The sequence below is a fragment of the Mesorhizobium temperatum genome, assembly GCF_002284575.1.
Taxonomy (GTDB): Bacteria; Pseudomonadota; Alphaproteobacteria; order Rhizobiales; family Rhizobiaceae; genus Mesorhizobium; species Mesorhizobium temperatum.
This window is the reverse complement of record NZ_NPKJ01000068.1, coordinates 478,364-504,506: the sequence shown is the minus strand read 5'-3', so window position 1 is coordinate 504,506 and position 26,143 is coordinate 478,364. Positions and strand designations below refer to the sequence as shown.

General features: G+C 63.4%; 21 protein-coding genes and 1 tRNA gene. 10 read left to right on the top strand and 12 right to left on the bottom strand.

The annotated features are described in order from the left end of the window. Positions 1-79: 79 nt before the first annotated feature. Both CIT26_RS28890 and CIT26_RS28885 read right to left on the bottom strand, forming a co-directional pair. On the bottom strand, positions 80-1,861 hold the full coding sequence (locus CIT26_RS28890) for a flavin-containing monooxygenase (protein WP_095495687.1): 1,782 nt from the start codon (positions 1,859-1,861) through the stop codon (positions 80-82). A 200-nt stretch (positions 1,862-2,061) separates the two neighbouring features. Continuing rightward, positions 2,062-3,021, bottom strand: coding sequence for a MurR/RpiR family transcriptional regulator (locus tag CIT26_RS28885; protein WP_095495686.1), 960 nt, complete (start codon positions 3,019-3,021; stop codon positions 2,062-2,064). Positions 3,022-3,292: 271 nt separating this feature from the next. Between CIT26_RS28885 and CIT26_RS28880 the strand changes: the two genes are divergently transcribed. From CIT26_RS28880 to CIT26_RS28850, 5 genes are all read left to right on the top strand, one after another. Then, positions 3,293-4,120 (top strand): ABC transporter ATP-binding protein, encoded by an 828-nt coding sequence (locus CIT26_RS28880; RefSeq protein ID WP_095495685.1) that lies wholly within the window; start codon positions 3,293-3,295, stop codon positions 4,118-4,120. Then, entirely contained in the window at positions 4,117-4,965 is an 849-nt protein-coding gene (locus tag CIT26_RS28875; protein WP_095495684.1) for an ABC transporter permease, read from the top strand. Before CIT26_RS28880 ends, CIT26_RS28875 begins: the two co-directional genes overlap by 4 nt. A gap of 68 nt (positions 4,966-5,033) precedes the next feature. Continuing rightward, on the top strand, positions 5,034-6,200 hold the full coding sequence (locus CIT26_RS28870; protein WP_095495683.1) for an ABC transporter substrate-binding protein: 1,167 nt from the start codon (positions 5,034-5,036) through the stop codon (positions 6,198-6,200). 295 nt (positions 6,201-6,495) lie between these two features. Continuing rightward, positions 6,496-7,587 (top strand): Gfo/Idh/MocA family protein, encoded by a 1,092-nt coding sequence (locus tag CIT26_RS28860; RefSeq protein ID WP_095495682.1) that lies wholly within the window; start codon positions 6,496-6,498, stop codon positions 7,585-7,587. A gap of 356 nt (positions 7,588-7,943) precedes the next feature. Then, positions 7,944-8,378, top strand: coding sequence for an amidase family protein (locus tag CIT26_RS28850; protein ID WP_245319590.1), 435 nt, complete (start codon positions 7,944-7,946; stop codon positions 8,376-8,378). A 194-nt stretch (positions 8,379-8,572) separates the two neighbouring features. Here the strand turns inward: CIT26_RS28850 and CIT26_RS28845 are convergent, their stop codons facing one another. From CIT26_RS28845 to CIT26_RS28825, 5 genes are all read right to left on the bottom strand, one after another. Beyond that, a complete protein-coding gene (locus tag CIT26_RS28845) occupies positions 8,573-10,612 on the bottom strand; it encodes an aldo/keto reductase (RefSeq protein WP_095495681.1) in 2,040 nt (679 codons plus the stop codon). A 137-nt stretch (positions 10,613-10,749) separates the two neighbouring features. Further along, the gene (locus CIT26_RS28840) at positions 10,750-11,835 is read right to left on the bottom strand and encodes an ABC transporter ATP-binding protein (RefSeq protein WP_095495680.1); all 1,086 of its coding nucleotides are present in this window, start codon (positions 11,833-11,835) and stop codon (positions 10,750-10,752) included. A gap of 7 nt (positions 11,836-11,842) precedes the next feature. Beyond that, positions 11,843-12,694 (bottom strand): carbohydrate ABC transporter permease, encoded by an 852-nt coding sequence (locus CIT26_RS28835; RefSeq protein WP_095495679.1) that lies wholly within the window; start codon positions 12,692-12,694, stop codon positions 11,843-11,845. After that, the gene (locus CIT26_RS28830) at positions 12,691-13,551 is read right to left on the bottom strand and encodes a carbohydrate ABC transporter permease (protein ID WP_095495801.1); all 861 of its coding nucleotides are present in this window, start codon (positions 13,549-13,551) and stop codon (positions 12,691-12,693) included. The genes CIT26_RS28835 and CIT26_RS28830 overlap by 4 nt, the downstream gene beginning before the upstream one ends. Before the next feature lie 226 nt (positions 13,552-13,777). Next, complete coding sequence (locus CIT26_RS28825; protein WP_095495678.1) at positions 13,778-15,049, bottom strand: ABC transporter substrate-binding protein; 1,272 nt, start codon at positions 15,047-15,049, stop codon at positions 13,778-13,780. Between the two features lie 106 nt (positions 15,050-15,155). Here CIT26_RS28825 and CIT26_RS28820 point away from each other — a divergent pair, with 106 nt between their 5' ends. Next, entirely contained in the window at positions 15,156-16,025 is an 870-nt protein-coding gene (locus CIT26_RS28820; protein ID WP_095495677.1) for a helix-turn-helix domain-containing protein, read from the top strand. Positions 16,026-16,364: 339 nt separating this feature from the next. Here the strand turns inward: CIT26_RS28820 and CIT26_RS28815 are convergent, their stop codons facing one another. After that, positions 16,365-16,727, bottom strand: a complete 363-nt coding sequence (locus CIT26_RS28815; RefSeq protein WP_095495676.1) for a hypothetical protein — start codon at positions 16,725-16,727, stop codon at positions 16,365-16,367. A gap of 315 nt (positions 16,728-17,042) precedes the next feature. Beyond that, positions 17,043-17,117 (bottom strand) — tRNA-Gly (locus CIT26_RS28810). A 232-nt stretch (positions 17,118-17,349) separates the two neighbouring features. Here CIT26_RS28810 and CIT26_RS28800 point away from each other — a divergent pair. The 4 genes from CIT26_RS28800 to CIT26_RS28785 all read left to right on the top strand — a co-directional run bounded on the left by CIT26_RS28800 (position 17,350) and on the right by CIT26_RS28785 (position 20,226). After that, the gene (locus CIT26_RS28800; protein ID WP_095495674.1) at positions 17,350-17,847 is read left to right on the top strand and encodes a prolyl-tRNA synthetase associated domain-containing protein; all 498 of its coding nucleotides are present in this window, start codon (positions 17,350-17,352) and stop codon (positions 17,845-17,847) included. A gap of 93 nt (positions 17,848-17,940) precedes the next feature. Then, positions 17,941-18,927 carry a thioredoxin gene (gene trxA / locus CIT26_RS28795; protein ID WP_095495800.1) on the top strand — a complete coding sequence of 329 codons (987 nt, stop codon included), beginning with the start codon at positions 17,941-17,943 and terminating at the stop codon, positions 18,925-18,927. A 155-nt stretch (positions 18,928-19,082) separates the two neighbouring features. Further along, on the top strand, positions 19,083-19,754 hold the full coding sequence (locus CIT26_RS28790; RefSeq protein ID WP_095495673.1) for an LON peptidase substrate-binding domain-containing protein: 672 nt from the start codon (positions 19,083-19,085) through the stop codon (positions 19,752-19,754). A 235-nt stretch (positions 19,755-19,989) separates the two neighbouring features. Then, positions 19,990-20,226 carry a Trm112 family protein gene (locus CIT26_RS28785; protein ID WP_095495672.1) on the top strand — a complete coding sequence of 79 codons (237 nt, stop codon included), beginning with the start codon at positions 19,990-19,992 and terminating at the stop codon, positions 20,224-20,226. 13 nt (positions 20,227-20,239) lie between these two features. Here CIT26_RS28785 and CIT26_RS28780 read toward each other — a convergent pair whose 3' ends face one another. From CIT26_RS28780 to CIT26_RS37990, 3 genes are read right to left on the bottom strand one after another with little or no spacing between them, the layout of a single operon-like run. Further along, on the bottom strand, positions 20,240-23,605 hold the full coding sequence (locus CIT26_RS28780) for an error-prone DNA polymerase (protein WP_095495671.1): 3,366 nt from the start codon (positions 23,603-23,605) through the stop codon (positions 20,240-20,242). After that, positions 23,602-25,083 carry a DUF6504 family protein gene (locus CIT26_RS28775; protein WP_095495670.1) on the bottom strand — a complete coding sequence of 494 codons (1,482 nt, stop codon included), beginning with the start codon at positions 25,081-25,083 and terminating at the stop codon, positions 23,602-23,604. The genes CIT26_RS28780 and CIT26_RS28775 overlap by 4 nt, the downstream gene beginning before the upstream one ends. Then, positions 25,025-26,068, bottom strand: coding sequence for an ImuA family protein (locus tag CIT26_RS37990; RefSeq protein ID WP_095495669.1), 1,044 nt, complete (start codon positions 26,066-26,068; stop codon positions 25,025-25,027). The genes CIT26_RS28775 and CIT26_RS37990 overlap by 59 nt, the downstream gene beginning before the upstream one ends. Positions 26,069-26,143: the final 75 nt, after the last annotated feature.

The window sequence follows — 26,143 nt, the reverse complement described above, 5'->3', positions numbered from 1 at the left end:
CGTCCAGCACCCCTCAACCGTCTCGGCGCTACGCGCCGATCCACCTTCTCCCACAGGGGGAGAAGGGAGAAGTGCGCTGCTACCGCCCCGGCGCCTCGTAAACCGGCGTTGCAACCCCTTCCATGCGCGCCTTGATCTGCAGCGCCACGAACTTGGAATAGAAACGCGACAGCGCCAAATTGCCGCCGTGGAACCACAGCGCTTCCTGCGCCGTCGGCTTCCACATGTTGCGCAATTCGCCTTGCCACGGACTCGGGTCGCCTTTCACGCCCGAGCCAATCCCCCAGCACGGCCCGACCTTGTCGGCGACCTCGCGCGACACGATCGTCGCCACGGTCTCGTTCATCGACTGATAGCCGGTGCAGGAGATGATCGCATCGGCCGCCAGTTCGGTGCCGTCGTCGAGCAGGATCCCGGTCGGCGTCAGCGATTTGATCTCGACACCGCTGCGGACGCCGATCTCGCCGTCGATGATCAGATCCGAGGCGCCGACGTCGATGTAGTAGCCCGAACCGGTGCGGTAGGCCTTCATCAGCAGCCCGGTCTCGTCGTCGCCGAAATCGATGGCGAAGCCGGCGCCGCGCAAGCGGTCGTAAAAGGCCGCGTCGCGGGCCTTGATGATGTCGTAGAGCGCCCGCTGGCTTTGCGGCAGCAGCGCGAACGGCGTCGAGGCGACGATCATGTCAGCCTTTTCGGTGGTGATGCCGCGGGCCAGCGCCTTCTCCGAAAAGATCTCGAAGCCGACCTCCATCAGCGTGTCGGACTTGACCACTGTCGTCGGCGAGCGCTGGATCATGGTCACCTCAGCGCCGCTCTCCCAGAGGTCGACGGCGACATCGTGCCCCGAACTCGCTGCGCCGATGACCGCGACGCGTCTGCCACGGAATTTCTCGCCGCTGGAGTATTGGCTGGAGTGCAGGATTTCGCCCTGGAAGGCCTCGGCGCCCGGCAGGTCGATTTGCCTCGGCGGGCCATAAGCGCCGGTCGCAAAGACGATATGCTTCGGCTTCAGCGTGATGCGCTCGCCGTCGCGATCGACCTCGACCGTCCAGACCTTTTCGACTTCGTCGTAGGACGCGCTGATGCATGTTGTGGACGTCCAGTAATTGAGCTCCATGACGCGCGTATACATTTCCAGCCAGTCGCCCATCTTGTCCTTGGGCGTGAACACAGGCCAGTTTTCCGGAAACGGGATGTAGGGCAGATGGTCGTACCAGACCGGGTCGTGCAGCACGAGCGAGCGATAGCGGTTGCGCCAGGAATCACCGGCTTCCGCATTCTTCTCGATGATGATGGTCGCTACGCCGAGCTGCCGCAGCCTTGCCCCCAGCATGATGCCGCCCTGGCCGCCGCCGATGACCAGGCAGTAAGGCTGATCAATGGCGCCGAGACTACGCGCCTCGCGCGCCCTCGCCTCTGCCCAAGTCTCGCGGTCCGGGTCGGCTTTGTGGCGGACACCCAGCGGCCGCGCTGGTCCCTTGCGCTCCTCAAAACCCTTGAGGTCGCTCATCGCCGTGAACAGCGTCCGGCATCTGCCGTCCTGTAGGCGCATGATGCCTTGGCCCCACGCCGATGATGTCTCGAAGGTGAACCAGGCCTCGACGATGCCTTCGTCCGCGCTTGCCTCGCCACTGAGCTGCCAGGCGGTCGGCTTTGTCGTCGCCAGCGTGGCTTCCAGCATGTCGCGGATCGCCGCGCGGCCTTCCATCGTCTTGATGTTCCAGGTGAAGGTCAGCAAGTCGCGCCAGTAGCAATCTTCGACGAACAGGTTGGTCGCGGCTGCAGCGTCGCACGCCTCGAGCGCGTGGGAGAAGGAGGAAAGCCAGGTGGCCGCCTGTTTCGATGGTGCGATGTCGAGCATCTGTTGTCCTTCTTCCTTTTCAAGTCGCCGCCGCCGGGTCTTTCCTTCTCCCCTTGTGGGAGAAAGGTGGCCGAGCGGAGCTCGGTCGGATGAGGGGTGGTCCGGCCGGCACCGACCGCACTCCGTCCAACACCCCTCATCCGTCTTGGCGCTCCGCGCCAATCCACCTTCTCCCACAGGGGGAGAAGGGACTTTGTGCCTCAATCCCCCAGCGGCTCCATCTCTTTGCCCGTGCGGTGGATCTGGGCGTTGTATTTGATGCGGCGGACCGTTTCGCGGGCCGAGCCGTCGAGCTTGTAGGCGGCCGCCACCGCCATCAGGTCGATCGCGGCCAAAAAGGCGAAGCGCGAGGCCGTCGGCTTCAGCGTGTCGGGATATTCGGGCACCGCCACCGTCAGCCTGACGTCGCAGGCGCGGGCAAGGTCGGTGTCGGGCGCGGTCACGCCGATCGCGTTGGCGCGGTAATGCTTGGCGAGCTCGACAGCCTCGATCACTTCACGCGTGCGTCCCGTCGCCGAAATGGCGATCACCAGATCGCTGGGCTTCAGGGTCGATGCGGTCATCCGCATCAGATAGGGGTCGCACTGGGCGCTGACGGTGATGCCGTAGCGGAACAGCCGGTATTGGGTTTCCTGCGCCAACGCCGAAGAGCTGCCGCCGAGGCCGAACACGGTAACCTGGCGCGCCTTGGCGATGAGCTCGGCGGCCTTCACCAGCTGTGCCGGATCAAGCTGCCGTTCGGCCTCCTGCAGCGCCCGGCGGGCCTCGCCGAAGACGGCATTCCAGAACGGCATGCCATTGTCGCTGCTGGTGGGCGGCGGCTTGCTCAGATAGAGCGCACCGACGACGAGGCTCTGCGCCAGTTTCAGCTTGAAGTCGCGCACGCCCTCGCAGCCAATGGCGCGGCAGAACCGGGTCACGGTCGGTTCGCTGACCTGGGCGCGCTGGGCGAGTACGGCATTGGAAGCGTCGACCGCGAACCTAACGTCGTCGAGCACGACATCGGCGACGCGCCGCTCCGCCGGGCGCAATTCACCGTAAGAGTCCTTCACCAGCGAAATGATGTCGGGGATGCGCCTGACATGATCGCGTCCACCTGGATCGCGCCCATCCGGGTCGCCGTCCGAGGTCGGCCGTCCCTGGCCGTCAGCTTCGGTCATGAGTTATCCCCTGCCGTTCGTGGAACTCGACCTCTACCATGTTTGCGCACCGCTTGCCTGCTCCGCCTCATGCGGTCGGTTTCCGAAGTATGTAGGAAAGCAACAAGCATTTCAAGAAATAGAAAAGCTAATTCAATCAATGGTGTAGTCGTGGTACAAACGATCTCTCTGACCAGAGCTGCGGTCGCCGCTTGACAGTAAAGTAGGATAGTTACAGACTGATTTTGCGGACGGATGACCATTGGATCATCGCGCAATTTGCGAGGGGCGCATGAACGCGGGCAGCGCAAAAACCCCGAAGCTTGGCGTGCAGGACGCGACCAAGATCTATCATACGGCTTCCGGCGACCTTTTGGCGCTGGACCGCTGCAGCCTCGACGTTCACGCCAATGAGATCGTCTCGATCGTCGGCCCCTCCGGCTGCGGCAAGACCACGCTTTTGTGGTCGATGTCCGGGCTGCATCGCCTGACCAGCGGGACAATCCGGCTCGACGGCAAAGAGATCACCGGTCCGCATTCGGATATCGGCATCGTCTTCCAGGAAGCAAACCTGCTGCCCTGGCGCAATCTCGACGCCAACATCCATTTTCCCTTCGAGATCAAGGGCGAGAAGCCGGATCGCGCCTGGATCGCGCATCTCGTCAACCGCGTCGGGCTCGACGGCTTCGGCGGCAAGTTTCCGCGCGAGCTCTCGGGCGGCATGCAGCAGCGCGCGGCGATCGTGCGGGCGCTGGCGCTGAAGCCCTCGGTCCTGCTGATGGACGAGCCGTTCGGCGCGCTCGACAGTTTTACCCGCGAGGAGATGAACCGTCTCGTCGAGGAGATCTGGCTCGATACCAAAACCACCATCGTCTTCATCACCCACAGCATCGAGGAGGCGATCTTCCTTTCCGACAGGGTGGTGGTGCTGAGCTCGCGGCCGGGCCGCGTCGCCAAGGAATATCGCGTGCCATTCCCACGGCCGCGCTCGCTGGAGATCATGGCGACGAAGGAGGTCTTCGACCTCACCAACACGATCAAGATGGACATTGTCGGCGAACGCGTACGGCCGAAGGCGCGGGAGCGCGGCACCGCAGAAATTGTGAGGATCAGGCCGTGAGCGGAGGCGACGCCATACCGGAATTCTCGAAGGCCAAATCGGGCGACGCACACGAAGTCAGTCTGACCAATCTTTCGGCCTTCGCCAGCGGCCCTGGCATCAGGTCGGGCGCCGAGGTCGCGGCCATCATTGCCGTTGCGGTGGTCATCATCGGCGGCATCGAGCTGGCGCTTCGGCTGTTCAATGTGCCGCACTACATCATGCCGGGGCCAAGCGCGATCGCCTACGCGCTGTACGACGAGTTCCCGCTGATCGCGCCGCATCTTGGCTACACGCTGGTCGAGCTGGTCTCCGGCTTCTCGATCGGCGCCATTATCGGCCTGGTGATGGCCGCGGTGATCACGCAATTCCCGTTCGCCGAGAAGATCGTCGCGCCCTACATCCTGATCCTGGTCACCACGCCGATGTTGGCGCTGGTGCCGCTCCTTATATTGCGCTTCGGCTTCGGTTACACGCCGCGCATCATCGCGGTCGCGCTGGCCGCCGGGCCGATGGTGATGATCAACGCGGCGACGGGTTTTCGCCGCGTCGACAGCGCCAAGATCGCGCTGGCGCGTTCCTATGGCGCCAGCACCTTGCAGATCTTCTGGAAGATCCGCGCGCCGATGGCGCTGCCGATGATCCTTGTCGGCCTGATGATCGGCGCGATCTTCGGGCTTTTGACCGCGGTCGGCGCCGAGATGGTCGGCGGCGGCTTCGGCCTCGGCAACCGGCTGACCACCTATTCGTCGATGATCCAGATGCCGCAATTCTTCGCGGTGGTTCTGATCCTCTCTACGCTCGGCATCCTGATCTACGTGCTGTTCTTCCTCATCGGCAAAAAGTGGGCGAGCTGGGAGGCGTGAGCGCACGACCGCGCCCGGGAGGCGGGCGACAGACAAGAAACTACCAGCAACAAAAAGGGGAGAATGCCATGACCAGGGGAAATTATATCGGTTCCAAAGCGGGCATCAGCCGCCGCATCTTTCTGCAGGTTACCGGCGCCGGCCTTGTGACGGCCACCGCGCTCGGCGCCTCAGGGTTCAGGGCGCAGGCCGAGCCTTACGGCAAGTTCACCTGGATTTCGCCGCGCGGCACGCTCGAAGTGCTCGACGATTATCCGTACTGGGCCGCCAAGAAAGCAGGCTATTTCGGCGACCTCGACACCGACATGCAGCCGGGCCCGTCGGACGGCACCGCGACGGTGAAGTTCGTCGATGTCGGCCAGGCCGATATGGGCTTTCCTTCGCCCGGCGTGTTCTCCTTCGCCATCCAGAACGGCATGAAGCTCAAATCCGTGTTCCACATGGGCGCGCGTGACACGTTCAGCTTCGCCTTCCGCAAGGGCGAGGGAACGAACGACCTCAAGACGCTCGAAGGCAAGACCATCCTGCTCGGCTCCGCCGCATGGCAGTCGATCACCGACCCGCTGCTGGCCTCGCAAGGCGTCGACATCAAGAAAGTCAAGTATGTCGAAGCCGGCTGGCCGACCTGGGGCACCGCCCTTGCCGGCGGCCAGGGCGATGCGGCGCTGTCGTGGGAAGGGCTGCGGGCCGAGTGGATCGCCAAGAACCTCGACTTCGAATATTGGCTCGGCGTGCAGAATTCAAAACTGCCGGCGAACACTTTCGTCGTGCGTGCGGCCGATCTGGGGGATCCCGACCGCAAGGCGTTCCTGGAAAAATACCTGCGCGGCTGGGCGATGGGCCTCGAATTCGGCTACCAGAATCCACGCGCGGCCGTCGAAGCGGTGTTCGAGCAGTTCCCGACGCTGGCCAAGAATCTCGGGCCTGAGCTCGGCACCACCTCGATCCTGCAGCAGATCAACGTCTTCCGTGGCGACATGGACAAGCGCGAAGGCTGGGGCTCGCACGACATGGCGAGCTGGCAGGGCTTCTTCGACCAGATCCACAAGATCGGCCAGATCACCAGTCCGGTAAAAGCCGAGGATGTCTGCACCAACGAGCTGATCGGTCCGGCCAATGATTTCGACAAGGCCAAGGTCAAGGCCGATGCCGACGGCTACAAACTGTCGGAGGGCTTTGCCGCGCTCGATGTCGATAACATCAAGGCGCATCTGTTCGACTCGGCAGTCAAGTAGGGCTGCTCGTGTCAGAGGATTGTCGATGTTGGCTCCGCCCCTCATTGCCCTGCCGGGCATTTCTCCCCGTATAGTGACGGGGAGAAAGACGCCGTCATTGATGGTTTCGCCAATCTCCAACGTCTCAGGAAAGGCGCAGAGGTTGCGGTCAGCTCCCTTCTCCCCGTCACTAAACGGGGAGAAGGTGCCGGCAGGCGGATGAGGGGCGGCGCCAACCTGAGGTGATTGTCCTGGAAAACGTACGGGTGGCGACGGGAGTGCCGCCGCGATGCAATCAATAACAAGGGAGGTGGCATTGGCCGACAAAGTAAAGGTACTGGTGATTGGCCTGGGCAATATGGGCGCGTCGCATGCCAGCGCCTATCACAGGCTCGACGGTTTCGAGATCGTCGGAATCATGAGCCGCACGATCAAGAGCAACAAGAAGATCCCGGCGGAATTAGCCGGCTATCCGCTCTACGAGGATTTCGACCTGGCGCTGAAGGAGACCGGGCCGGATGCCGTTTCCATCAACAGCTGGCCCAACACCCATGCCGAATATGCGCTGAAGGCGTTCGACGCGGGCTGCCACGTGTTCATGGAAAAGCCGCTCGCCACCAATATCGAAGACGCCGAGAAGGTCGTCGCCGCGGCGCGGGCGAAGAACCGCAAGCTGGTGCTCGGCTATATCCTGCGCGTCCATCCGTCCTGGATCAAATTCATCGAGGTTGGCAAGACGCTCGGCAAACCGCTGGTCATGCGGCTCAACCTCAATCAGCAGAGCAGCGGCAGCGCCTGGCACTGGCATAAGAACCTGATCGATTCGCTGATCCCGATCGTCGATTGCGGCGTCCACTATGTCGACGTGATGTGTCAGCTGACCGGCGCCAAGCCGGTCCGCGTCCACGGCATCGGCGCGAAATTGTGGGCGGATGCCGCCAAGCAGAACTATGGCCATCTGCACGTCACCTTCGATGATGGTTCGGTCGGCTGGTATGAGGCGGGCTGGGGCCCGATGATGAGCGAGACGGCCTATTTCGTGAAGGATGTGGTCGGCCCCAAGGGCGCGGTCTCGATCGTCGCAGGCCAGCAGGCGAGCAGTGCAGCCGAGCTGGCCGAGGTGTCGAACTCAGCCGATATCGACCGGCACACCAAGACCGACGCGCTCAAAATCCACTATGCACAGGTCGACGGCGACAAGAATTTCAGCAGGCCGGACGAGATCGTCAGCATGGAGGACGAACCCGGCCATCAGGAGCTTTGCGATCGCGAGCAGGCATTCTTCCTGCGCGCTATCCGCGAGGATCTCGATCTGTCCGAGCAGATGGATGCCGCGGTCAACAGCCTGCGCATCGTGCTTGCCGCGGAGCAGAGCATCGAGGAAGGGCGGACCGTCGAGTTGGCGTGACGCAATCCGTGTTGAGCGACTCATGGGCCGATCTGGCGCCGCCCCTCATCGCCCTGCCGGGCACTTCTCCCCGTATAGTGACGGGGAGAAGGACGCCTTCGCTAAGGATTTCGCCAATCTCCAGCGTTGCTGAGAGAGCGCCAGCGTTGCGGCCAGCCCCCTTCTCCCCGTCACTATACGGGGAGAAGATGCCGGCAGGCAGATGAGGGGCGGCGCCACGATCGGCAATTGGTCCGAAGCGATTGGCACCGGGCGCCGTTCCGGCATGGCAGAACGAGGGAGAGAGACATGGCCGAAATCACCGACAGCTTCCTGGAAACCTACGCCGAGTCCGACGCGCTGTCATCGGCAGGCCGGTGACGCCAAGCGATGTCGAGCCGGTGACCTGGGCGATCATCGAGCGCGGCCGCGCGACGAGCGGCATCCGCCACATCTCCGATGTCGAGACGATCCGGCAGGTCGGCCGCGACATTGTCGGCGACCTCGCGCGCTACGATCTGTTCATCACCCCGACGCTGACGCAACTGCCGAGGCCTTTCGGCTATTACGACATGTCGGAGCCGGACATCGACCGCTACAATGCGAAGTGGACGGATGCCGTCTTCGCTTTCCCCTTCAACATCTCCGGGCAACCGGCGATCTCGTTGCCGCTCGGTTGGTCCGAAGGCGGCGTGCCGATCGGCGTGCAGCTGGTCGGCCGCTATGGCGATGAAGCGACGGTGCTCGCCGTCTCCACGCAGTTGGAACGAGAGATCCCGTGGAGGCACCGCCGACCGAAGGTGGGCGTGTAGTGTAGGGCCGACCTGGGGCAGACTTAGGGCAATCGCATTGGTTTGTGCTGCCCCTCATCCGCCTGCCGGCACCTTCTCCCCGTATAGCGACGGGGAGAAGGGGATTTGCCTCAACGCTGGCGCCCCCTCTCCCCGTTCTTACGGGGAGAGGGTAAGGGTGAGGGGCAGCGCAGGCCACCGCGATTTGCCTAGCCTCAGCCCGTGCGACGGGCGGGATGCTGGTCCGAACCGCCATCCAGCCACGCGATGTCGTCTGGCGAAAGCGCGATGTCGAGCGCCTGCAGACTGTCGTCCAGTTCGTCAAGCGTGCGCGGCCCGATCAGCGGGACGGACGGGAACGGCTGGGCCAGGACGTAGGCGAGCGCGACATGGATCGGGCTTTTGCCCAGCCTGGTCGCGAGCTCGATCGCCCGGTCGCGGCGGCCGAAGTTTTTCTCCGAGTACCAGACCCGGACCAGCTCTTCATTGTCACGCTGGTCGCGCCCGGCGCGGCCGGTGAAGAAACCTCGTCCCTGGCTCGACCAGGCGAAATTGGGCATCTGCCGGGCGGCCAGCCAGGCCTTCCATTCATCGCTCGACGATGTGACGCAACCCGGCCAGATCGGCACCAGCATTTCGGCCAGAGAAAAATTGTTCGAAAGCGCGCCAGGCCTTTGCTTGCCGGTCCGCTCGGCATAGGCAATAGCCTCGTCCATGCGTTCCTTCGTCCAGTTCGAGCCGCCGAACGGACCGCGGATGCGGCCAGCCCTGACCTCTTGGTCCATGGCGTCGACGAATTCGTCGACCGGCACGTCCGGATCGTCGCGGTGCATGAAATAGACGTCGACATGATCGGTCTGCAGCCGGTCGAGCGACTGGGTGAGCTGCTTGCCGATCACATCGGGATAGCAGAGCGGGGTGTGCGCGCCCTTGCCGATGACCACCGCTTGCTCACGCACGCCGCGGTTCTTCAACCATTGGCCGAGCAGCGTTTCGGTGTAGCCGCTGCCATAGATGTAGGCCGTGTCGAAGACGTTGCCGCCGGCTTCGAAATATGCATCGAGCAGGATCATGCCCGAGGAGAAGGTGCGAAAATCCTCGAAGCCGAGCGCCAGCCACGAGGCCGGCCGCGGCAGGCCTGGAATTTCGCGCTTCGGGATGGTCGTGCCGCCGGAGCGCAGCCGCCGGCCGGAGATGGTGTTGACGCGTTTTTCGGGCTTCTCGATCTCGTATTCGAGGCCGATGGCGGCACGCCATTTGTCGAGCACACGCAGATTGCCGAGGCTGTCGGCCCAGCCCATGCCCGGCCAGGCAAACTCCTGCTTTCCGGCCAGAATGGCCTCGCCGGCGGCGTCGACCTCGAAAGCGTAGAGCCAGCGGTGTTCCCTGACCTCGACCACCTCGTCACCGCCCGGACGGATGATGCGGATTTCGCCGGTGCCGCCTTCCCTACCGCTCGCATACCAGAAATCTGCGACCTCGATGCGGCCCTTGGTGCCAAGGATGCGCAGGACATTGTCCTGGGCGAGCGAGATGCCGCAGGAGACTTCGGCGACGATGCCGCTGGGAAAATGCAGCAGCGCCGAAGCCCATTCGTCGACACCGGATTGGCCGAGATGCGCAGCACCCGCCACCTTGTCCGGCTCGGCGAAGGGTTTTCCCAATGCTGCCCCGGCAATCAGCCGCGCCATCGAAACGGGATAGCCGCCGACATCCAGAATGCCGCCGCCGGCGAGATCGTTGGCATAGAGCCGGTGCTCCGGCATGAAGTCAGGCATGGCGAAGCCGAAGCTCGACTTCACCATGCGCACCTCGCCGATCGCGCCGGACCTGACCAGCTCGACCAGCTTTGCCGTCTGAGGATGCAGCCGGTACATGAAGGCTTCGCCAAGAAAGGTGCCGGCCTTGCGCGCCGCATGGATCATCGCGTCGGCCTCGAAGGCGGTCAGTCCCATCGGCTTTTCGCAAAGCACATGCTTTCCGGCCTCGGCCGCCCTGATCGCCCATTCGGCGTGGCTCGGATGCGGCGTTGAAATATAGATTGCATCGACGTTCGGGTCCGCGAGCAGAACCTCGTAGCCGTCGAGGATGCGAGCACCCGGGAAGTTATCGGCGAGGCCTGATTTGCCGGGATTGCGTGCGCCGAGCGCAACCAGTGTGCCGGTGCGCGAATGGGCCATGCCGCCGGCAAAGGCCTTGGCGATGGTGCCGGGCCCGAGAATGCCCCAGCGGATCTTTCGTGGTTCGGACGTCATTTCAAATCTCCTTGGGGTCGCCTCGGCGTCGCGAGTTGGTAAAAGAAAAATTGCGTGTCTTTGTGTGCATGTCGTTGTCCCAAACCGCTGCGCACCCTCGGTTCACGCCCGAGGGCATGCTTTTTGGGCGACATACATTAGCGAATGCGTGCACCTGACTTGTCGAAGAGAAGCGACCGGCCGGCCTTGATCGACACCACCATCTGGTCGCCGTTCGCCCGCTGCCGCGACGCCTCACGCTCGATGATCAGTTCCTCTGGTCCGGCATTGGCATAGACGTAGCTCACCGATCCGAGGTGCTCGGCGACGTCGGCCTTGACGGCGATGTCGCAATCGCCTTCGCCGGCCTCGAAGAAATGCTCCGGCCGGACGCCTAGTACGATCTCGGCACCGACCGCAGGCGGGGCACCCGAAAGCGGCTTCCGTAGTTTGGCGCCACAATGGTTGGCGAGTGCGACGATTGCTGCGCCTTCGTCGTTCCCGACCACTTTCGCCGCCATGAAATTCATCTTCGGCGAGCCGACGAAACCGGCGACGAAGCGATTGGCGGGGTCGTCATAGAGGTCGAGCGGCGCGCCGATCTGCTCGATGTTCCCGGCGTTGAGCACGACGATCCTGTCGGCCAGCGTCATCGCTTCGGTTTGGTCGTGCGTCACATAGATCATGGTGACGCCGAGCTCCTTGTGCAGACGCGAGATTTCGACCCGCATCTGCACTCTGAGCTCGGCGTCGAGATTGCTCAGCGGCTCGTCAAACAGGAACACTTGCGGCTCACGCACGATGGCGCGGCCGATGGCAACGCGCTGGCGCTGGCCGCCCGACAATTGCCGCGGGCGCCGCTTCATCAGCTCAGCGATGCGGAGGATTTCGGACGCGCGCTTCACCCGCCGCTCGGTGTCGGCCTTCGGATTGCCGTTCATCCTCAGCCCGAAGCTCAGATTCTGCTCGACGCTCATATGCGGATAGAGCGCGTAGGACTGGAACACCATGGCGATGCCGCGGTCGGCCGGCTCGATATTGTTCACCACTTTGCCGCCGATGGCGATCTCGCCACCGCTGATATCCTCGAGCCCGGCGATCATCCTGAGCAGCGTGGATTTTCCGCAGCCGGAAGGGCCGACGAAGACAACGAATTCGCCGTCATTGACGTCGATGTTCGCGCCGTGAACGATCTCGAAGACGCCGAAGCGCTTGACGACATTCTTGAGTGTGACCGCTGCCATGCTGATCCTATTTGATGGCGCCGGCGGCAATGCCGGCGACGAAATGGCGCTGCAGGAGCACGAACACGACGAGCATCGGCACTGTGAGCATCACGGCGCCCGCCATGATGCCGCCCCACGACACTTTGGTGAGGCCGATCAGCGTGCCGAGCGCCACCGGCGCCGTCATCGCGCCGGGCTTGGAATTGATCAGCAGCGGCCAGAGGTAGTTGTTCCACGAGGCAAGGAACAGGATGATGGCGAGCGCCGCCAGCATCGGCCGCGCCAGCGGTAGTGCTACGAACAGGAAGATCCGCCACTCCTTGACCCCCTCGACACGAGCGGCGTCGAACAGATCGCCCGGCATCATCGAGAAGCTCTGCCGCATGAACAGCACGCCGAGCGAATTGAAGAGCGGCGGCACGATCAGCGCCACCCAGGTGTTGGCGAGCTTGAAGTCGCGCGCCACCATGATGAATTGCGGGATCAGCACGACAGCATAGGGAAGCGTGATGGTGCCGAGGATGATGGCGACGACCACGCCCTTGCCGAAGAACTGATAGCGCGCCAGCGCCCAGCCGGCCATCGAGGTGAGCAGCACCGACAGAAACGTATAGGTCACCGCCACCGAGACGGAGATGCCGATGGCGCCGATGAAATTGGTGTCGCGCTGCAAATTGTTGACATTGTCGAGGAAATTGCCGTGCGGCAAAAGCTCGATGCTGGGGCTGAAGATGCCTCTGTCGGGCATGGTCGAGAAGATCACCATCATCCACAGCGGAAACAGCCAGATCAGCGCCAGCGGCGTCAGGAAGAGATGCAGCGCGATGCCGCGTCCCAGTCTGGCGGAGGAACGGCGGGAAGAGGAACGCGAGCTCATTTCGGGTCCCTCGTCAGCCACAGTTGCACCAGCGAGATGGCGATCGCCAGCCCGGCCATGGTGTAGGCGATGGCCGAGGCGTAGCCGAAATTGAGCGACCTAAAACCCTGGCGGTAAAGCAGCAGCCCGAGCGTTTCGGTGCCGCCGCCCGGTCCGCCGCGCTCGGTGATCAGGAACGGTTCGGTGAACAGCTGCATGGTGCCGATGATCGACAGTACGGCGCAGAACACGATGATCGGCTTGAGCAGCGGCAGGGTGATGTAGAAGAACTGTTTGAGCTTGCTGACGCGGTCGAGCGTCGCCGCCTCGTAGACGTCCTGGGGGATGGACTGCAGGCCGGCGAGCAGGATGATGGCGTTGTAGCCGGCCCAGCGCCAGGTCACCGCGATCATGATGACCGCCATCGCCGGCGTGACGTTGGAAAACCAGTCGATACGGGGCAGGCCGACGCTGTTCAGCAGCTTGTTGATGATGCCGTAATCGAGGTTGAACATCAGCCGGAACACCGCCGAATAGGCGACTTCGCCGACCACGACCGGGGCGAAGAAGGCGAAGCGGAACAGGCCTCGGGCCTTGAGCAGCGGCGAATTGAGCAGCACGGCCATCACGATCGCCAACGTGATCATCACCGGCACCTGGATGACGAGGATAAGCAAAGTGTTCTTCAACGCGTTGAAGAAGGCCGGATCGCCGATCAGCCGGCCCCAGTTGAAGGTGGGCGCGAACCGCCACGGCACGGTGCGCGTCGCCTGGAAGGAGATCAGAAAGGAGCTGATGATCGGCCACAGCCAGAAGATCGAGAAGATCAGCAGGTAGGGCGCGAGGAAGCGATACGCCGTGGCGTTCTGATAGCGCATCATTGCCTCCTTCGCTTCCGATTTCTAGGTTTACCGGCCTACTGTCGACGTCGGCGCCGCCCCTGCCTTGCCTTCTCCCCTTGTGGGAGAAGGTGGATTGGCGCGCAGCGCCAAGACGGTTGAGGGGTGCTGGACGGAGCGCCGTCGGTGCCAAGCTGGAACACCCCTCATCCGTCGCCTTCGGCGACACCTTCTCCCACAAGGGGAGAAGGGAGAGCCGCGTAGATCACTCTTCGACCGGCAGACCGGTCGCCGAGGCGATCTGGCTTGCGGCATCGTCGAGCGCCGCCTTGGCGTCGGGGTAGCCACCGCCCAGATATTTGGTCTGCACCGAACGGACGATGATTTCCGCGTCGCTCTGGAACGGCGTGCCGCGGCTGGGGACGACTTTGGGCAAGGTGCCGAGTATATCCTTCCACACCGCCTGGCCGCCCCAATAGGGCTGGCCTTCGGAGACATAGGGGTCATCGAGCGCCGAGATCAGCGACGGCACGAGGCCAAAACCCTTCAGCATCGCTATCTGGCCCTCATTGGTCGCAAGCGAGTATTTCAAGTAGGCGTAGGCGGCCTCCTTGTTGTTGGACACCGAGGTGATGGCGAGCGAGGAGCCGCCGAGATTGGCGGCGCGCGGGCCGTCGGCAGTGAGGCTCGGCATCAGGTAGACGCCCCATTTGCCGCTGCCGTCGGGCGACTCGGTGCGTATGGTGCCCTCATACCAGCCGCCATACATCTGGGTGGCGACAGTGCCGGCGGTGTTGTTGGTGATCTTGGTGCTCCAGTCGGCCGAGGTGATGATGCCGGCGTCATTCATCTCCTTGATCTTGGTCATCGACGCCACACAGGCCGGCTGATTGACGGTGATCGACTGCCCATCGGCGGCGAAATAGGCGCAGCCCTGCTCGTTGGCGATCATGCGGAAGAATTCGGAGTCGCCGTTGAAATCGGCGTTGGTCATCTTCACACCAGGATTGGCCTCCTGGATCTTCTTGCCGGCGGCAATGAAATCGTCCCAGGTCTTGATCGAGGTTGGATCGACGCCGGCCTTCTCATAGAAGTCGCGGCGGTAGTACATCGCCACCGGGCCCGAATCCCACGGCATCGCATAGGCCTTGTCTTCCACTTCGAGCTCGGTGCGCTTGAAGTCAGGGAATTTCGCCTGGTCTTCGGCCGTATAGCCGAGCGTATGGAGGTCGACGAAGCAGTCCGGGAACTGGCTCCAGTAGTTCTCGGCTTCGCCGTTCTCGATCGTCACGATATCCGGCAGCCCCTCGCCGCCGGCGGCGCAGCCGGCGATCGACTTGTCGTACGTCGGGTTGTTGCCGAGATCCTGGACCGTGACCTTGATATCGGGGAACTGCTTGTTGAAACCTTCTATGGTGGCCTTCAGCGACGAAGCGGCGACGTTCCAGCTCCAGATCGTGATTTCGCCGGATTGCGCAAAGGCCGGGGCAGAGCCCAGGGCAAGCGCGAGCGCGGCGCAGGTCAGTATGGTGCGCATTGAAATCCTCCCATTTCATTTGCTCTCTCATCGCGAGCGTGCCTAGACTAGGCACTGGGGAAGGCTTGTCCGCGACAAAAGGAATAAAAAATTGGCGGAAAGTAAGATGCCGGAAAGGCCGTTTTATCAGCCTGGCGCCAGCAGCGTGGAGGGCTTGCCGCTGCTGTTGCAGATGTTTCACACCCAGCCTCTGGTGATGCTCAAGCCGCATTGGCATGCCCAGGTCGAGGTGAATTTCATCGTTCGCGGCGCCGTGCACTACCGAATGGATGAGCACGAGATCTCGCTTTCGGCCGGCGACATGTGCCTGTTCTGGGGCGGCCTGCCGCACCAGATGGACGATGCGTCGGACGACGCCGTCTATGCCGGCGCGCATCTGCCGCTGGTGCACTTCTTCCGGCTGCACCTGCCCGCGGACGTCCGCAACCGGCTGATGACGGGCGCGACATTGGTGACCGGCGCCACCGACCGGTCCGACAGCGACAATTTCGAGCGCTGGAACCGCTACGTCCGGTCAGGCGATCCGGGCAAAGCCGAGCACGCCGTCAACGAACTGCTGCTGCGGCTGGAGCGGGTGCGCTTCGAACCTTATCGGCTGGTACCCGAAACTCCGATCGAGCAGGAAGCAGGCAGCCCCTTCGATCAGCAATCCCTGCGCAATGTCGGGCGGATGTGCGACTTCATCGCGGAGAATTTCCTCTACGACATCGACTGCGTGGACATCGCGGCGGCGGCCGACATCCATCCCAAATACGCCATGAGCATTTTTAAGAAATCGACCGGCATGACGCTCAACGAATATGTCAACCTGTTGCGGCTCAGCTACGCGCAGGCGCTGCTGATGCACCAGGACGCCAACGTGCTGCGCGTCGCCATGGACTCCGGCTTCGGGTCGCTCAGCGCCTTCAACAAGTCGTTCCGCAAACTGGCCGGCATGTCGCCGTCGGATTTTCGCAGAGGCGCAGGCGTCAGATAGTCGATGCACAGCGCATAGCGATCGATGCCGGCGCGCGCTCGATCAGGACCGTCGCTTGTATTGTAATTTGCACTACGGTCAGCCATCTTTTCTGGCAGGAGATACATATGGCCACCAACGCCAGTTGAGCGCCCACGCAAAAACGCACCACCGGCCGAAGCCGGTGGCGCTCTCTGGATCAGTCTGTAGGGGCAGGACCGTCCAGGGATCCCTGAGGATCGGGCTCAAATGTCGGCTTTTCCTTGACCCAGGGCATCGGCCGAACAGATGAAGGAGCCCGCCAGCTGGGCAAGAATCTCGATGGTACGTGCGCCGTCGCGCGCAGCGCACGATGCAATTCTATTCGGCAGCGTCGGGAATTTCGCCGGAGGTGTCGCCGGAAGTCGCTGCCGGGTCATCCGCGGCCGTTCTTGCCAGGAACTTGTCCAAGGCCGCTTGCAAGGACAGGGTGGCCTGCGGCGAGGCCGGCGTCGTCGAAACGACAGCCATTGCATGAGCAATTCCCCGAGTGGACTTATCCTTGGCCGCCGCAGACGTTGCGGCTCCGTGTCCCTGCGATCCGGCCGCGGCCGAGTTGCCGCCATTGCCGTTGCTTGCGCCGTTACCCTTGCCGCCGCCATTGCCGCCGGGTCCGGCGAGGACTGGAGACGCGACAAGGGCGAAAGCGGCGACCGCTGCGAACAGACTGGTTCGAGTTTTCATAATTCCTCCTTCGAGCCGCCCTCCCGCCAGGATGATTCCGGACTATGAATATGAGGACTCTCTAATATGATGGTCCACTACTTAGCCAGTTTGGTTCAAATGCACCTGTGCGCAAGGGACCTTGGTCCGAAATTGAAAAGCAAAAGCCCTAACTCTATTGGGGATATTCCGAGCGGCGAACAAAGCGGCTGCAGGCCACAACGCAGCCGGCAAGCGACAAGCTTGCTCCGTCTGCTGGGTGATGCCGTGCAGCCCAAAAAACGAAAAAGCCGCGGCGAACCGCGGCTTTTCGATGCTTGATTCCCCTTGGGAAATTGGAGCGGGTGAAGCGATTCGAACGCTCGACCCCAACCTTGGCAAGGTTGTGCTCTACCCCTGAGCTACACCCGCTCGCGCGGCTTTTGGGCCGCAAGCCGGGCCTATATGGCTGAAGGGCGCGGCGATTGCAACAGGGAAATCGCAGGTTTTTTGCCCGCACCTTGCGACGTATACAAGCCTTCCGCAGCGTCGATCGTGCACGGAATCAGCGCGTCGCCGCGCAACGGTCTTGTCTCGGCCGCGTCATTGGCCGTAAACGGCATGATCCAAAACCGCGACAACAAGAAGTCCCACAAGAAACAACATGCCGAAAACCGAAGCCGAGCTTTTCGCCTTTCTCGCCGATCTCGGGATCGAGGTCTCGACCTTGCGTCATCCGCCGCTGTTCACGGTCGCCGATTCGCAGGCGCTGCGTGGAGAAATTGCCGGCGGGCACACCAAGAATCTTTTCCTCAAGGACAAGAAAGACAATTTCTTCCTGGTCAGCGTCGGCGAGGAGGCGGTGGTCGATCTCAAGCAGATTCACAATGTCATCGGCGCCGCCGGGCGCGTGTCCTTCGGCAAGCCGGAGATGCTGATGGAGCTTCTCGGCGTCGTTCCGGGGGCGGTCACGGTGTTCGGCTTGATCAACGATACGGAGTTGCGGGTCAAGGTCGTTCTCGACCAGGAGTTGATGGGCCATGCGGTCATCAATGCCCATCCGCTGACCAATGAGGCCACGACATCGATCGCCGCCGCCGACCTCGTCAAATTCGTCGAGGCAACCGGGCATGATGCTGTTATCTTGAAAGTCACGGCATGATCGCCACATGGATGACGATAAAACGACTTTCGAGTGGGGATAAGGACGTTGCATCGGGCCGGTGGCCGGCGGCGCGACCGAAAGGATGACGAGATGAGCGACAACAATCCATTTGGCAGCAGTGGCGGGCAGTATGCCACGTCGGTGCAGTATGGCGGCACTGACGCCACCCCCGCGAAAGTCGCGCTTGGCGAGCCGCCTGTCGCCGTCGACGTCATCAAGGATACGACGACCGCCACATTTGCCGCCGACGTCATCCAGGAATCGCGCCGTCAGCCGGTGCTGGTCGATTTCTGGGCGCCATGGTGCGGACCCTGCAAGCAACTGACGCCGCTGCTGGAAAAGGCGGTCACGGCCGCCGGCGGCAAGGTCAAGCTGGTCAAGATGAACATCGACGACCATCCTTCGATCGCCGGACAGCTCGGTATCCAGTCGATACCGGCAGTCATCGCCTTCAGGGACGGCCAGCCGGTCGACGGCTTCATGGGCGCCATTCCCGAGAGCCAGATAGCCGCGTTCATCCAGAAGGTCGGCGGCAAGAATAATGGTGCGCCGCAGGTGGCCGAGGCGCTAGCCGCGGCCGCGGAGGCGCGCGACGCCGGCGATGTGCAGACCGCGGCGGATATCTACGATGCGATCCTGGAACAGGCGCCGGAGACGATCGAGGCGATTGCCGGGCTGGGCGATCTGCTGTTCGAGGCCGGCGATGCCGACGGCGCCGAAGCCGTGCTGGCGCGGGCGCCGGAAGCAAAAAAGGATGCGCCGCCGCTCGCCGCGCTGCGCGCCAAGATGGCGCTTGCCGCGCAGGCACAAGCACTTGGCAATCCGGCCGAGCTCGAGCGGCGCCTGGCTGAGAACCCCGGGGACCACCAGGCACGGTTCGATCTTGCCATGATCCAGAACGCCAACGGCGAGCGCATGGCCGCGGCCGACAATTTGCTGGCGATCGTCAAAGCCGATCGCTCGTGGAACGATGACGGCGCCAAGACGCAATTGCTGCAGTTCTTCGAGGCATGGGGAATGACCGACGAGGCAACGCTGGCGGCGCGGCGCAAATTGTCGTCGCTGCTGTTTTCCTGAGCACGGCATCAAGCTGTTTTTGCCTGATGGCCTTGCGGTCGGCGGCGGCTGCGCCAGATTAGGGCGAGAGATCAGGCCGTCGGTTCTCTCGCTTGTGCCGATCGGGGAGGATCGGGATTTGATGCGCTTCTTGAGGAAGCGAGCGGAGGTTCGAAGTGCAGGCGGGAAACGCGCATTACCGGCTCGATACGGATTTGCCGTCGACGGTGCCGATCTTCCCGCTTGAAGGCGCATTGCTGCTGCCGGGTGGCCGCATGCCGCTCAACATTTTTGAGCCGCGCTATCTTGAGATGGTGGATGAGGCGATCGCCGGATCGCGGCTGATCGGCGTCATCCAGCCCAGCCTTGACGGCGCGCGGCGTGCCGACGGCGAGCCGGAGCTTTGCAATGTCGGCTGCGCCGGACGCATCATCGCGCTTTCCGAGAGCGGCGACGGCCGTTACCTGATTTCGCTGCAAGGTGTGTGCCGGTTCCGCATCGTGCAGGAACTCGCGGTCAAGACGCCCTTCCGCCAGTGCCGGTTTGCGCCCTTTCTCACCGATCTCGACGAAGATCAGGCAGAGGCCGGGATCGACCGGCCGGCACTGCTCAAGGCGTTTCGCGCCTATTTGCAGGCCAACGATCTTGAAGCCGACTGGGAAAGCGTCAGCCGCGCCGAAAATGCCATGCTGGTCAATGCGCTGTCGATGATGGCTCCCTACGGGCCGGCCGAGAAACAGGCGCTGCTCGAAGCGGCGGATTTGAAGACACGCGCCGAAACGCTGATCGCCATCACCGAAATGGCACTGGCACGCGAAAACGAGGATTTTGGGTCGAGTCTGCAATAGGTGGCTCTTCCTTCTCCCCCTGTGGGAGAGGGTGGATTGGCGCGCAGCGCCAAGACGGTTGAGGGGTGCTGGACGGAGCGCCGTCGGTGCCAAGCTGGAACACCCCTCATCCGACCGAGCGGAGCCTGTCATCGGGCTTGCCGGAGGCAAGACCCGTGGGCTCGGCCACCTTCTCCCACAAGGGGAGAAGGCGAGGCGAACTTGAAGTGATTGCCCCGAGAGATGGACAGACCGAATGGTGGATGGGCGTGATGGAAAGAAGGCCAATGTCGACCCGAAACTGCTGGAATTGCTGGCCTGCCCGCTGACCAAGGGCCCGCTTACCTGGGATCCGGAGCGCAATGAGCTCATCTCGAGGGTCGCACGGCTTGCCTATCCGGTGCGTGACGGCATCCCGATCATGCTGCCTTCGGAGGCGCGCTCGCTCCCCTTCGAGGACGGATTGCCGCCGCGCCTGGGCGGACCGTCCTGAACGGGTGTAAGGCCTATTGAAAATTGCGCCCCTTGGGCAGCACCTTCTCCGCCTTTCCCGACAGCGCCGCGAGATCCCGCTGGACCGGCGCGGCTTGTGGGGCATTCGCATCTGCAGCGCCCTTTTTACGGTTGCCATTCTCCATGCGCCCACTGGCTGAACGCTCATTGACAGGCTGGCCGGAACCGGCCTCCTCCAAAAGCACGGACAGCCAGGGCGTCAGATCCTCGACCTTCTCGGCAACGATATGGATGACGTCCGATTCCGACTGCAATTTGCCGGTGACACGGACCAGCCGCGCGCCAATGACAATGGGCCGGTAGCGGTTGAAGGTTCTTTCCCAGAAAATGACGTTGGCGACCGCCTGCTCGTCTTCCAGCGTCAGGAAAATCGCTTTGGCGTTACCCGGTCGCTGCCGCACCAAAACAAGGCCGGCGACCGAAACGCGCTTGCCGTTCCGAACTTGGCCGAGGCGCGCATTGGGCGTGACGCCGGAACGGTCCAGCCGCTGGCGCAGAAAGGCCAACGGATGCGCCTTCAGCGACAGGCCGAGCGAACGGTAGTCGTGGACGACGTGCTCGCCGAGCGGCATTGTCGGCAGCCTGGTCTCGGGCTCGAGATCGCGCAAGCGGATCCCCGGCTGGTCGAACAGCGGCAGGGTCTCGGCGGCACTCCTGCCGTCGAGCGCGCGGACCGCCCACAGGGCGTCGCGGCGGTCGAGGCCGAGCGAACGGAAAGCGTCGGCTTGCGCCAGCTTCTCGATCTCGTCGACATAGAGGCCTGAGCGAAGCCAGACATCGCGAACGGTTGCGTAGCCGTCGCCGCGTCTGGCGACAAACACCTCCATGCGCTCCTTCGACAGGCCCTTGACCTGGCGAAAGCCCAGCCGGACGGCATGATTGGTCCGGATGACACCGCGCATTTCGGCATGGCGGTCGAGGACGCGGGCCGGGTCAAAGGGCGCTTCCTCCAATGCGCAATCCCAACCGGAAAAATTGACGTCGACCTCGCGGATTTCGACGCCATGGTCGCTTGCGTCGCGGACAAGCTGAGCCGGCTGATAGAATCCCATCGGCTGGGAATTCAGGATCGCGGCGCAGAACACGTCGGGATAGAAGGTCTTGAACCAGCAGGAGGCATAGACTAGCAGGGCGAAGGAGGCGGCATGGCTTTCGGGAAAGCCGTATTCACCAAAACCCTCGATCTGCTTGAAGCAGCGCTCGGCGAAGTCCTTTTCGTAACCCCGCAAAACCATGCCGTCGACCATCCGCTTGCGATAATTGCCGATCGTGCCGGTGCGCTTGAAGGTGGCCATGGCACGGCGCAGTTCATCGGCCTCGCCCGGCCTGAAGCCGCCGGCGACGATGGCGATCTTCATCGCCTGTTCCTGGAACAGCGGCACGCCCAGCGTCCTGCCGAGTATCTCTTCCAGCTCCGGCTTGGGGTATTCGGGTTTTTCCTTGCCTTGCCGGCGGCGCAGATAGGGGTGGACCATGTCGCCCTGGATCGGGCCCGGCCGCACGATCGCCACTTCGATGACGAGGTCGTAGAATGTTTTCGGCCTGAGGCGCGGCAGCATCGACATCTGGGCGCGGGATTCGATCTGGAAGACGCCGATCGTGTCGGCGCGGCAGATCATCTCGTAGACATGTTTGTCCTCGGCAGGGAGGGTGGCCAGCACATAGGGTTGGCCATAGTCATCCCGCGCATCGGGATAATGATCCTGGAGCAGGGTGAAGGCGCGCTGCAGGCAGGTCAGCATGCCGAGCGCCAACACGTCGACTTTGAGGATTTTCACCGCGTCGAGATCGTCCTTGTCCCACTCGACCATCTTGCGTTCGTCCATCGCCGTCTTGATGATGGGCACGATCTCGTCGAGCCGGTCCCTGGTGATGACGAAGCCGCCGACATGCTGCGACAGATGACGGGGAAAGCCCATGATCTCGTTGGCACATTCGATCACCTGCCTTGTCGATGGATCGGTCTGATCGAGGCCCCCGGCCCTGGTCTCCTTTTCGCCGAGCTCCGAGGTCGACCAGCCCCAGATCGAGTTGGACAGCGCGCTCCTGACATCGTCCGACAGGCCCATCGCCTTGGCCACTTCGCGCGTCGCCGACCGGCCCCGGTAGCTGACGACGGCCGCGGCAAGCGCGGTACGCTTGGCGCTGTATTTGGAATAGATATACTGGATGACCTCTTCGCGCTTTTCATGTTCGAAATCGACATCGATATCGGGCGGCTCGTTTCTTTCCTCGGAAATGAAGCGCTCGAAAAGCGAGTCGATCCTCTCAGGCCCCACTTCGGTGATGCCGATGCAATAGCAGACCACTGAGTTGGCCGCGGAGCCGCGTCCCTGGCAGAGTATGCCTTGGCTGCGGGCGAATTTGACGATGTCGTAGACAGTCAGGAAATAGCGCGCGTAATTCAGGCGCTCGATCAAAGCGAGCTCTTCCCGGATGCGCTTCGTCACATCGGCGGGAACGCCTGAGGGATATCGTATCGCGGCTCCCTCTCGAGCCAGCCGTTCCAGTTCGGCCTGTGGCCCGAGGCCCGATTCCGTCGGTTCGTCGGGATAATTGTATTGGAGGTCACTGAGAGAGAAGCTCAATTCGCCGGCAAAGCGCAGCGTTTCCGCCAGTGCTTGCGGATGCCTGCGGAAAAGCCGCGCCATCTCCATTGGCGGCTTCAAATGGCGCTCGGCATTGGCCGCCAGTTCCAGCCCCGCGTCGGCAACAGGTACGTTGAGGCGGATCGCCGTCAGCACGTCCTGCAACCGGCGCCGTTCGGACGTATGGTAAAGAACGTCGTTGGTCGCCATCAGCGGAATGCATGATACCTCAGCCATGGCAGCTGCCTGCTCGATACGGAAGCGGTCGTTGCCGTGATAATCTGGCGAAACGGCAAGCCGCAAAGCCTTGCCGAAGCGATCTTTGAGCCGGCTAAGAACAGTGAGATCATCATTGGCGCCCGCCGACAGATCCGGCAGGACTGCCAGCGACATGAGATCGCCCCATTCGAAAAGGTCGTCGCGATAGAGAAGCGGTGCGCCCTTTTCGCTTTCGTCGCGCATATTGGCTTGCGTCAGCATGCGGCACAGATGTCCCCAGCCCTTGCGGTCCTGCGGATAGGCGAGAACGTCGGGCGTGCCGTCGCAAAAAACCAGGCGGCAGCCGGGATGATAGGGAAGACCTTCCACCTTGGCCTGCTGCCAGGCGCGCACGACGCCGGCCACCGTGTTGCGGTCGGCAAGCCCGATCGACAAAAATCCCAGAAACTTTGCCGCGACCACCAGTTCCTCCGGTTTCGAGGCGCCGCGCAGGAACGAGAAATTCGACTGGATGCCGAATTCGGCATAGGGAACGGCCGTCAGCGCGTTCATGCGAAGACCCCATGCATGAACCAGCGCGGCGCGGCGTGCGAGGCGCCGTAGAGACCCTGGCGGTAGAGCCAGTAACGGCGGCCGTCGCTATCCTCGATGCGGAAATAATCCCGGGTCGGCGCGTCCTCCTGCCCCGCCGCCTCCCGCCACCATTCCGGGGCGATGCGTTCGGGCCCTTCGGCCCGCGCGACCCGGTAGAGAGCCCGCCGCCAACGGAAATTCATCGGCGGTCCCTCAGGCATTTCGGTGGCCGGCACCTCGATCGGTTCGGGCGAACGGAACAGCCGGATCGGCCGTTCCGGCCGAAAGACAGGCTTGGAGGAAGTGTCTTGTATCTTGCCCGGCTTCTTCGGCGGAGAGACCCTTTGCGGCGCCTCTGTGAAGGGAAGCATGGCGACGGCGCGCTCCGGCAGATGACTCTCGACGGCGACCGGTTTCAAAACCGCGCTTTCGCCGAGCCGGGCGCGGATGCGGTCGGCGAAAAGGGCGATGTCGGCGCCGTCGTCGCGTGTCTCGCCGGCGAGATCCGCCTGCTGCATGTCGAAGGCCGCAGCCGACAGGACCGAGAGGCGCACGAGATCGAAGCCATAGCCGGCATCGATGTCCTGTTCGAGCGCAGCAAGCCTTTCGTGAAACAATTTCTGGATCAGCAACGGCTCGCGCAACGGCCGCGAGGTGCCGACGGCGATGCGGTTGACGGCGCCGTCGACGCGGAAAAGCAGCAGCGCCAGCCTTCTTGCGCCCTCGCCGCGGCGCTCGAGGTCCGCCTTCAAAGTCGTCGCCAGCATTTTCACCAGCCGCTCTATTTCGTCGGTCAGCATGATGGGTTCTGCGAGATGGCGTTCGACCGAAAGCGGCGCCACCGGCAGGCGCGGCGACACCGCCTCGTCGAGGCGGCCGAGCGCCTGGTCGAGGCGCAAAAGCAGGGAGACACCGAAGCGGCGGGCGAGCGGCGCGCGCGGTGCTGCCATGACGGCGCCCGCCGTGCGCAGGCCGACGCTTTCCAGGCTGGCGCGGATATCAGGCTCGATGCGCAGCGCCGCCAGCGGCAAGGGTGCGAGAAGCGCTTCCTCCTCGCCACCGGGGACGATGCGGTCACTGGCAAACCGCGCCGCCGCCCAGGCAGCACCAGGTGTGGCGGCAAGGCCGGCGCGGACATCGAAGCCCTGATGGAAAAAGCGCGACAGGATGTCGTCCAGCATCGACCGTTCGCCGCCGAAAAGATGGGTACAGCCGGTGACGTCGAGGAACAGGCCATCGGCTGCGTCGAGCGCCACCAGCGGGGTGTAGCGGTCGCACCAGTCGGCAAGGCTTTCGAGCAGGCGGCGGTCGGCCTCGAGATCGGCTTCCACCACGTCGACCGAGGGATGCATGGCGCGCGCGTCGGCTATGCCCATGCCGCGCTTCAGGTGAAGCGCCTCAGCCCGTTCGTCGAGGGCGGCGATGCGCTGCGCGTTCCCCTGGCGATGGCTGATCACCAGGGGCAGGTGATCCGACGGCCGGGAACGCCAGGACCGCCCCAGACGCTGCCGCAGGATCCTTTCCGCGGCGAGATGCGGAAACCACAGGGACAGGATTCGCTGCCCGTTCTTCCCCGGTTCTTCTTTCCTCGAAACTGCGTTCATCGGGGTTCCACTCCAGTGTGAATTGTCCTGGCAAGGCCGTGCGGCTCTTGCCGATGCTGACGGTGAAGGCGGGGCGGCCGATAGAGCCGGCGAGCGGCCCGGCGATCGTCTCGCGTGGTGCCGACGGCGCCGCCGACAGGACGAGGCGGACGGGTGCCGCCGTCGGCTCGGGTTCGCCGGCCTGGCGCAGCAGGAACACCGGCCGGCCGGCATTCTGTGCCCGGGCGTGCAGCCGCCGCGTCGCGGTGAGGTCCAGCCGCTGCGGACTGCCGCGGATTTCGAGGATGACAGCGGCGAGTGCCGTCATCCGGGCGGCCTCCTCGGCGGTCCACAGCGCATCGAGGAGCCTTGGCGCCTCGGAAAACAGCAATTGCTCCGGCTCGATGCCGAAAAGGGCGTGAAGCCCCCTGGCATAGGGAAAGCCGGCCTCCCGGAAGATTTCCGCGGTGCCGATCCACAGGACCGGCAGTCGCGGCCCCTGTTTGAGGATCAGGCTGACGAGCGACAGGGCGAAGCCGGCGACGGCCCCGGCATCGCGGGTCGCGGCGCCATGGATCTCGCTCAGCGCCGCCTTCGGCAGGCCGCCGCTGAGCGCAGTATCGAGACCTTCGGCGCCGGTGCGCAGAAACGCATCGGGCGGCGCCACGGCGAGGCCGCGGCGGACGATTGTTAGATCCTGAGGCGGGATGTCCGCTGTTGGATTCTGGGGGGTGACATCCGCATCAACGGGGGCTGCGCCGGCCGGCGCCTCCAGGCGCTCGGGCAGCGTTCCCTCGATCTTCGCGATCTGGCGGCGCAGGGCAAAAACAGTCTCCCGCGCCACGGCGCTTGTCGCCATGACGGTCAGCTTCCACTCACAATTGTTCCTGTTATGTTCTCTAGGATTCCAGAGGGCGGCCGAAGAGTCAAGCGG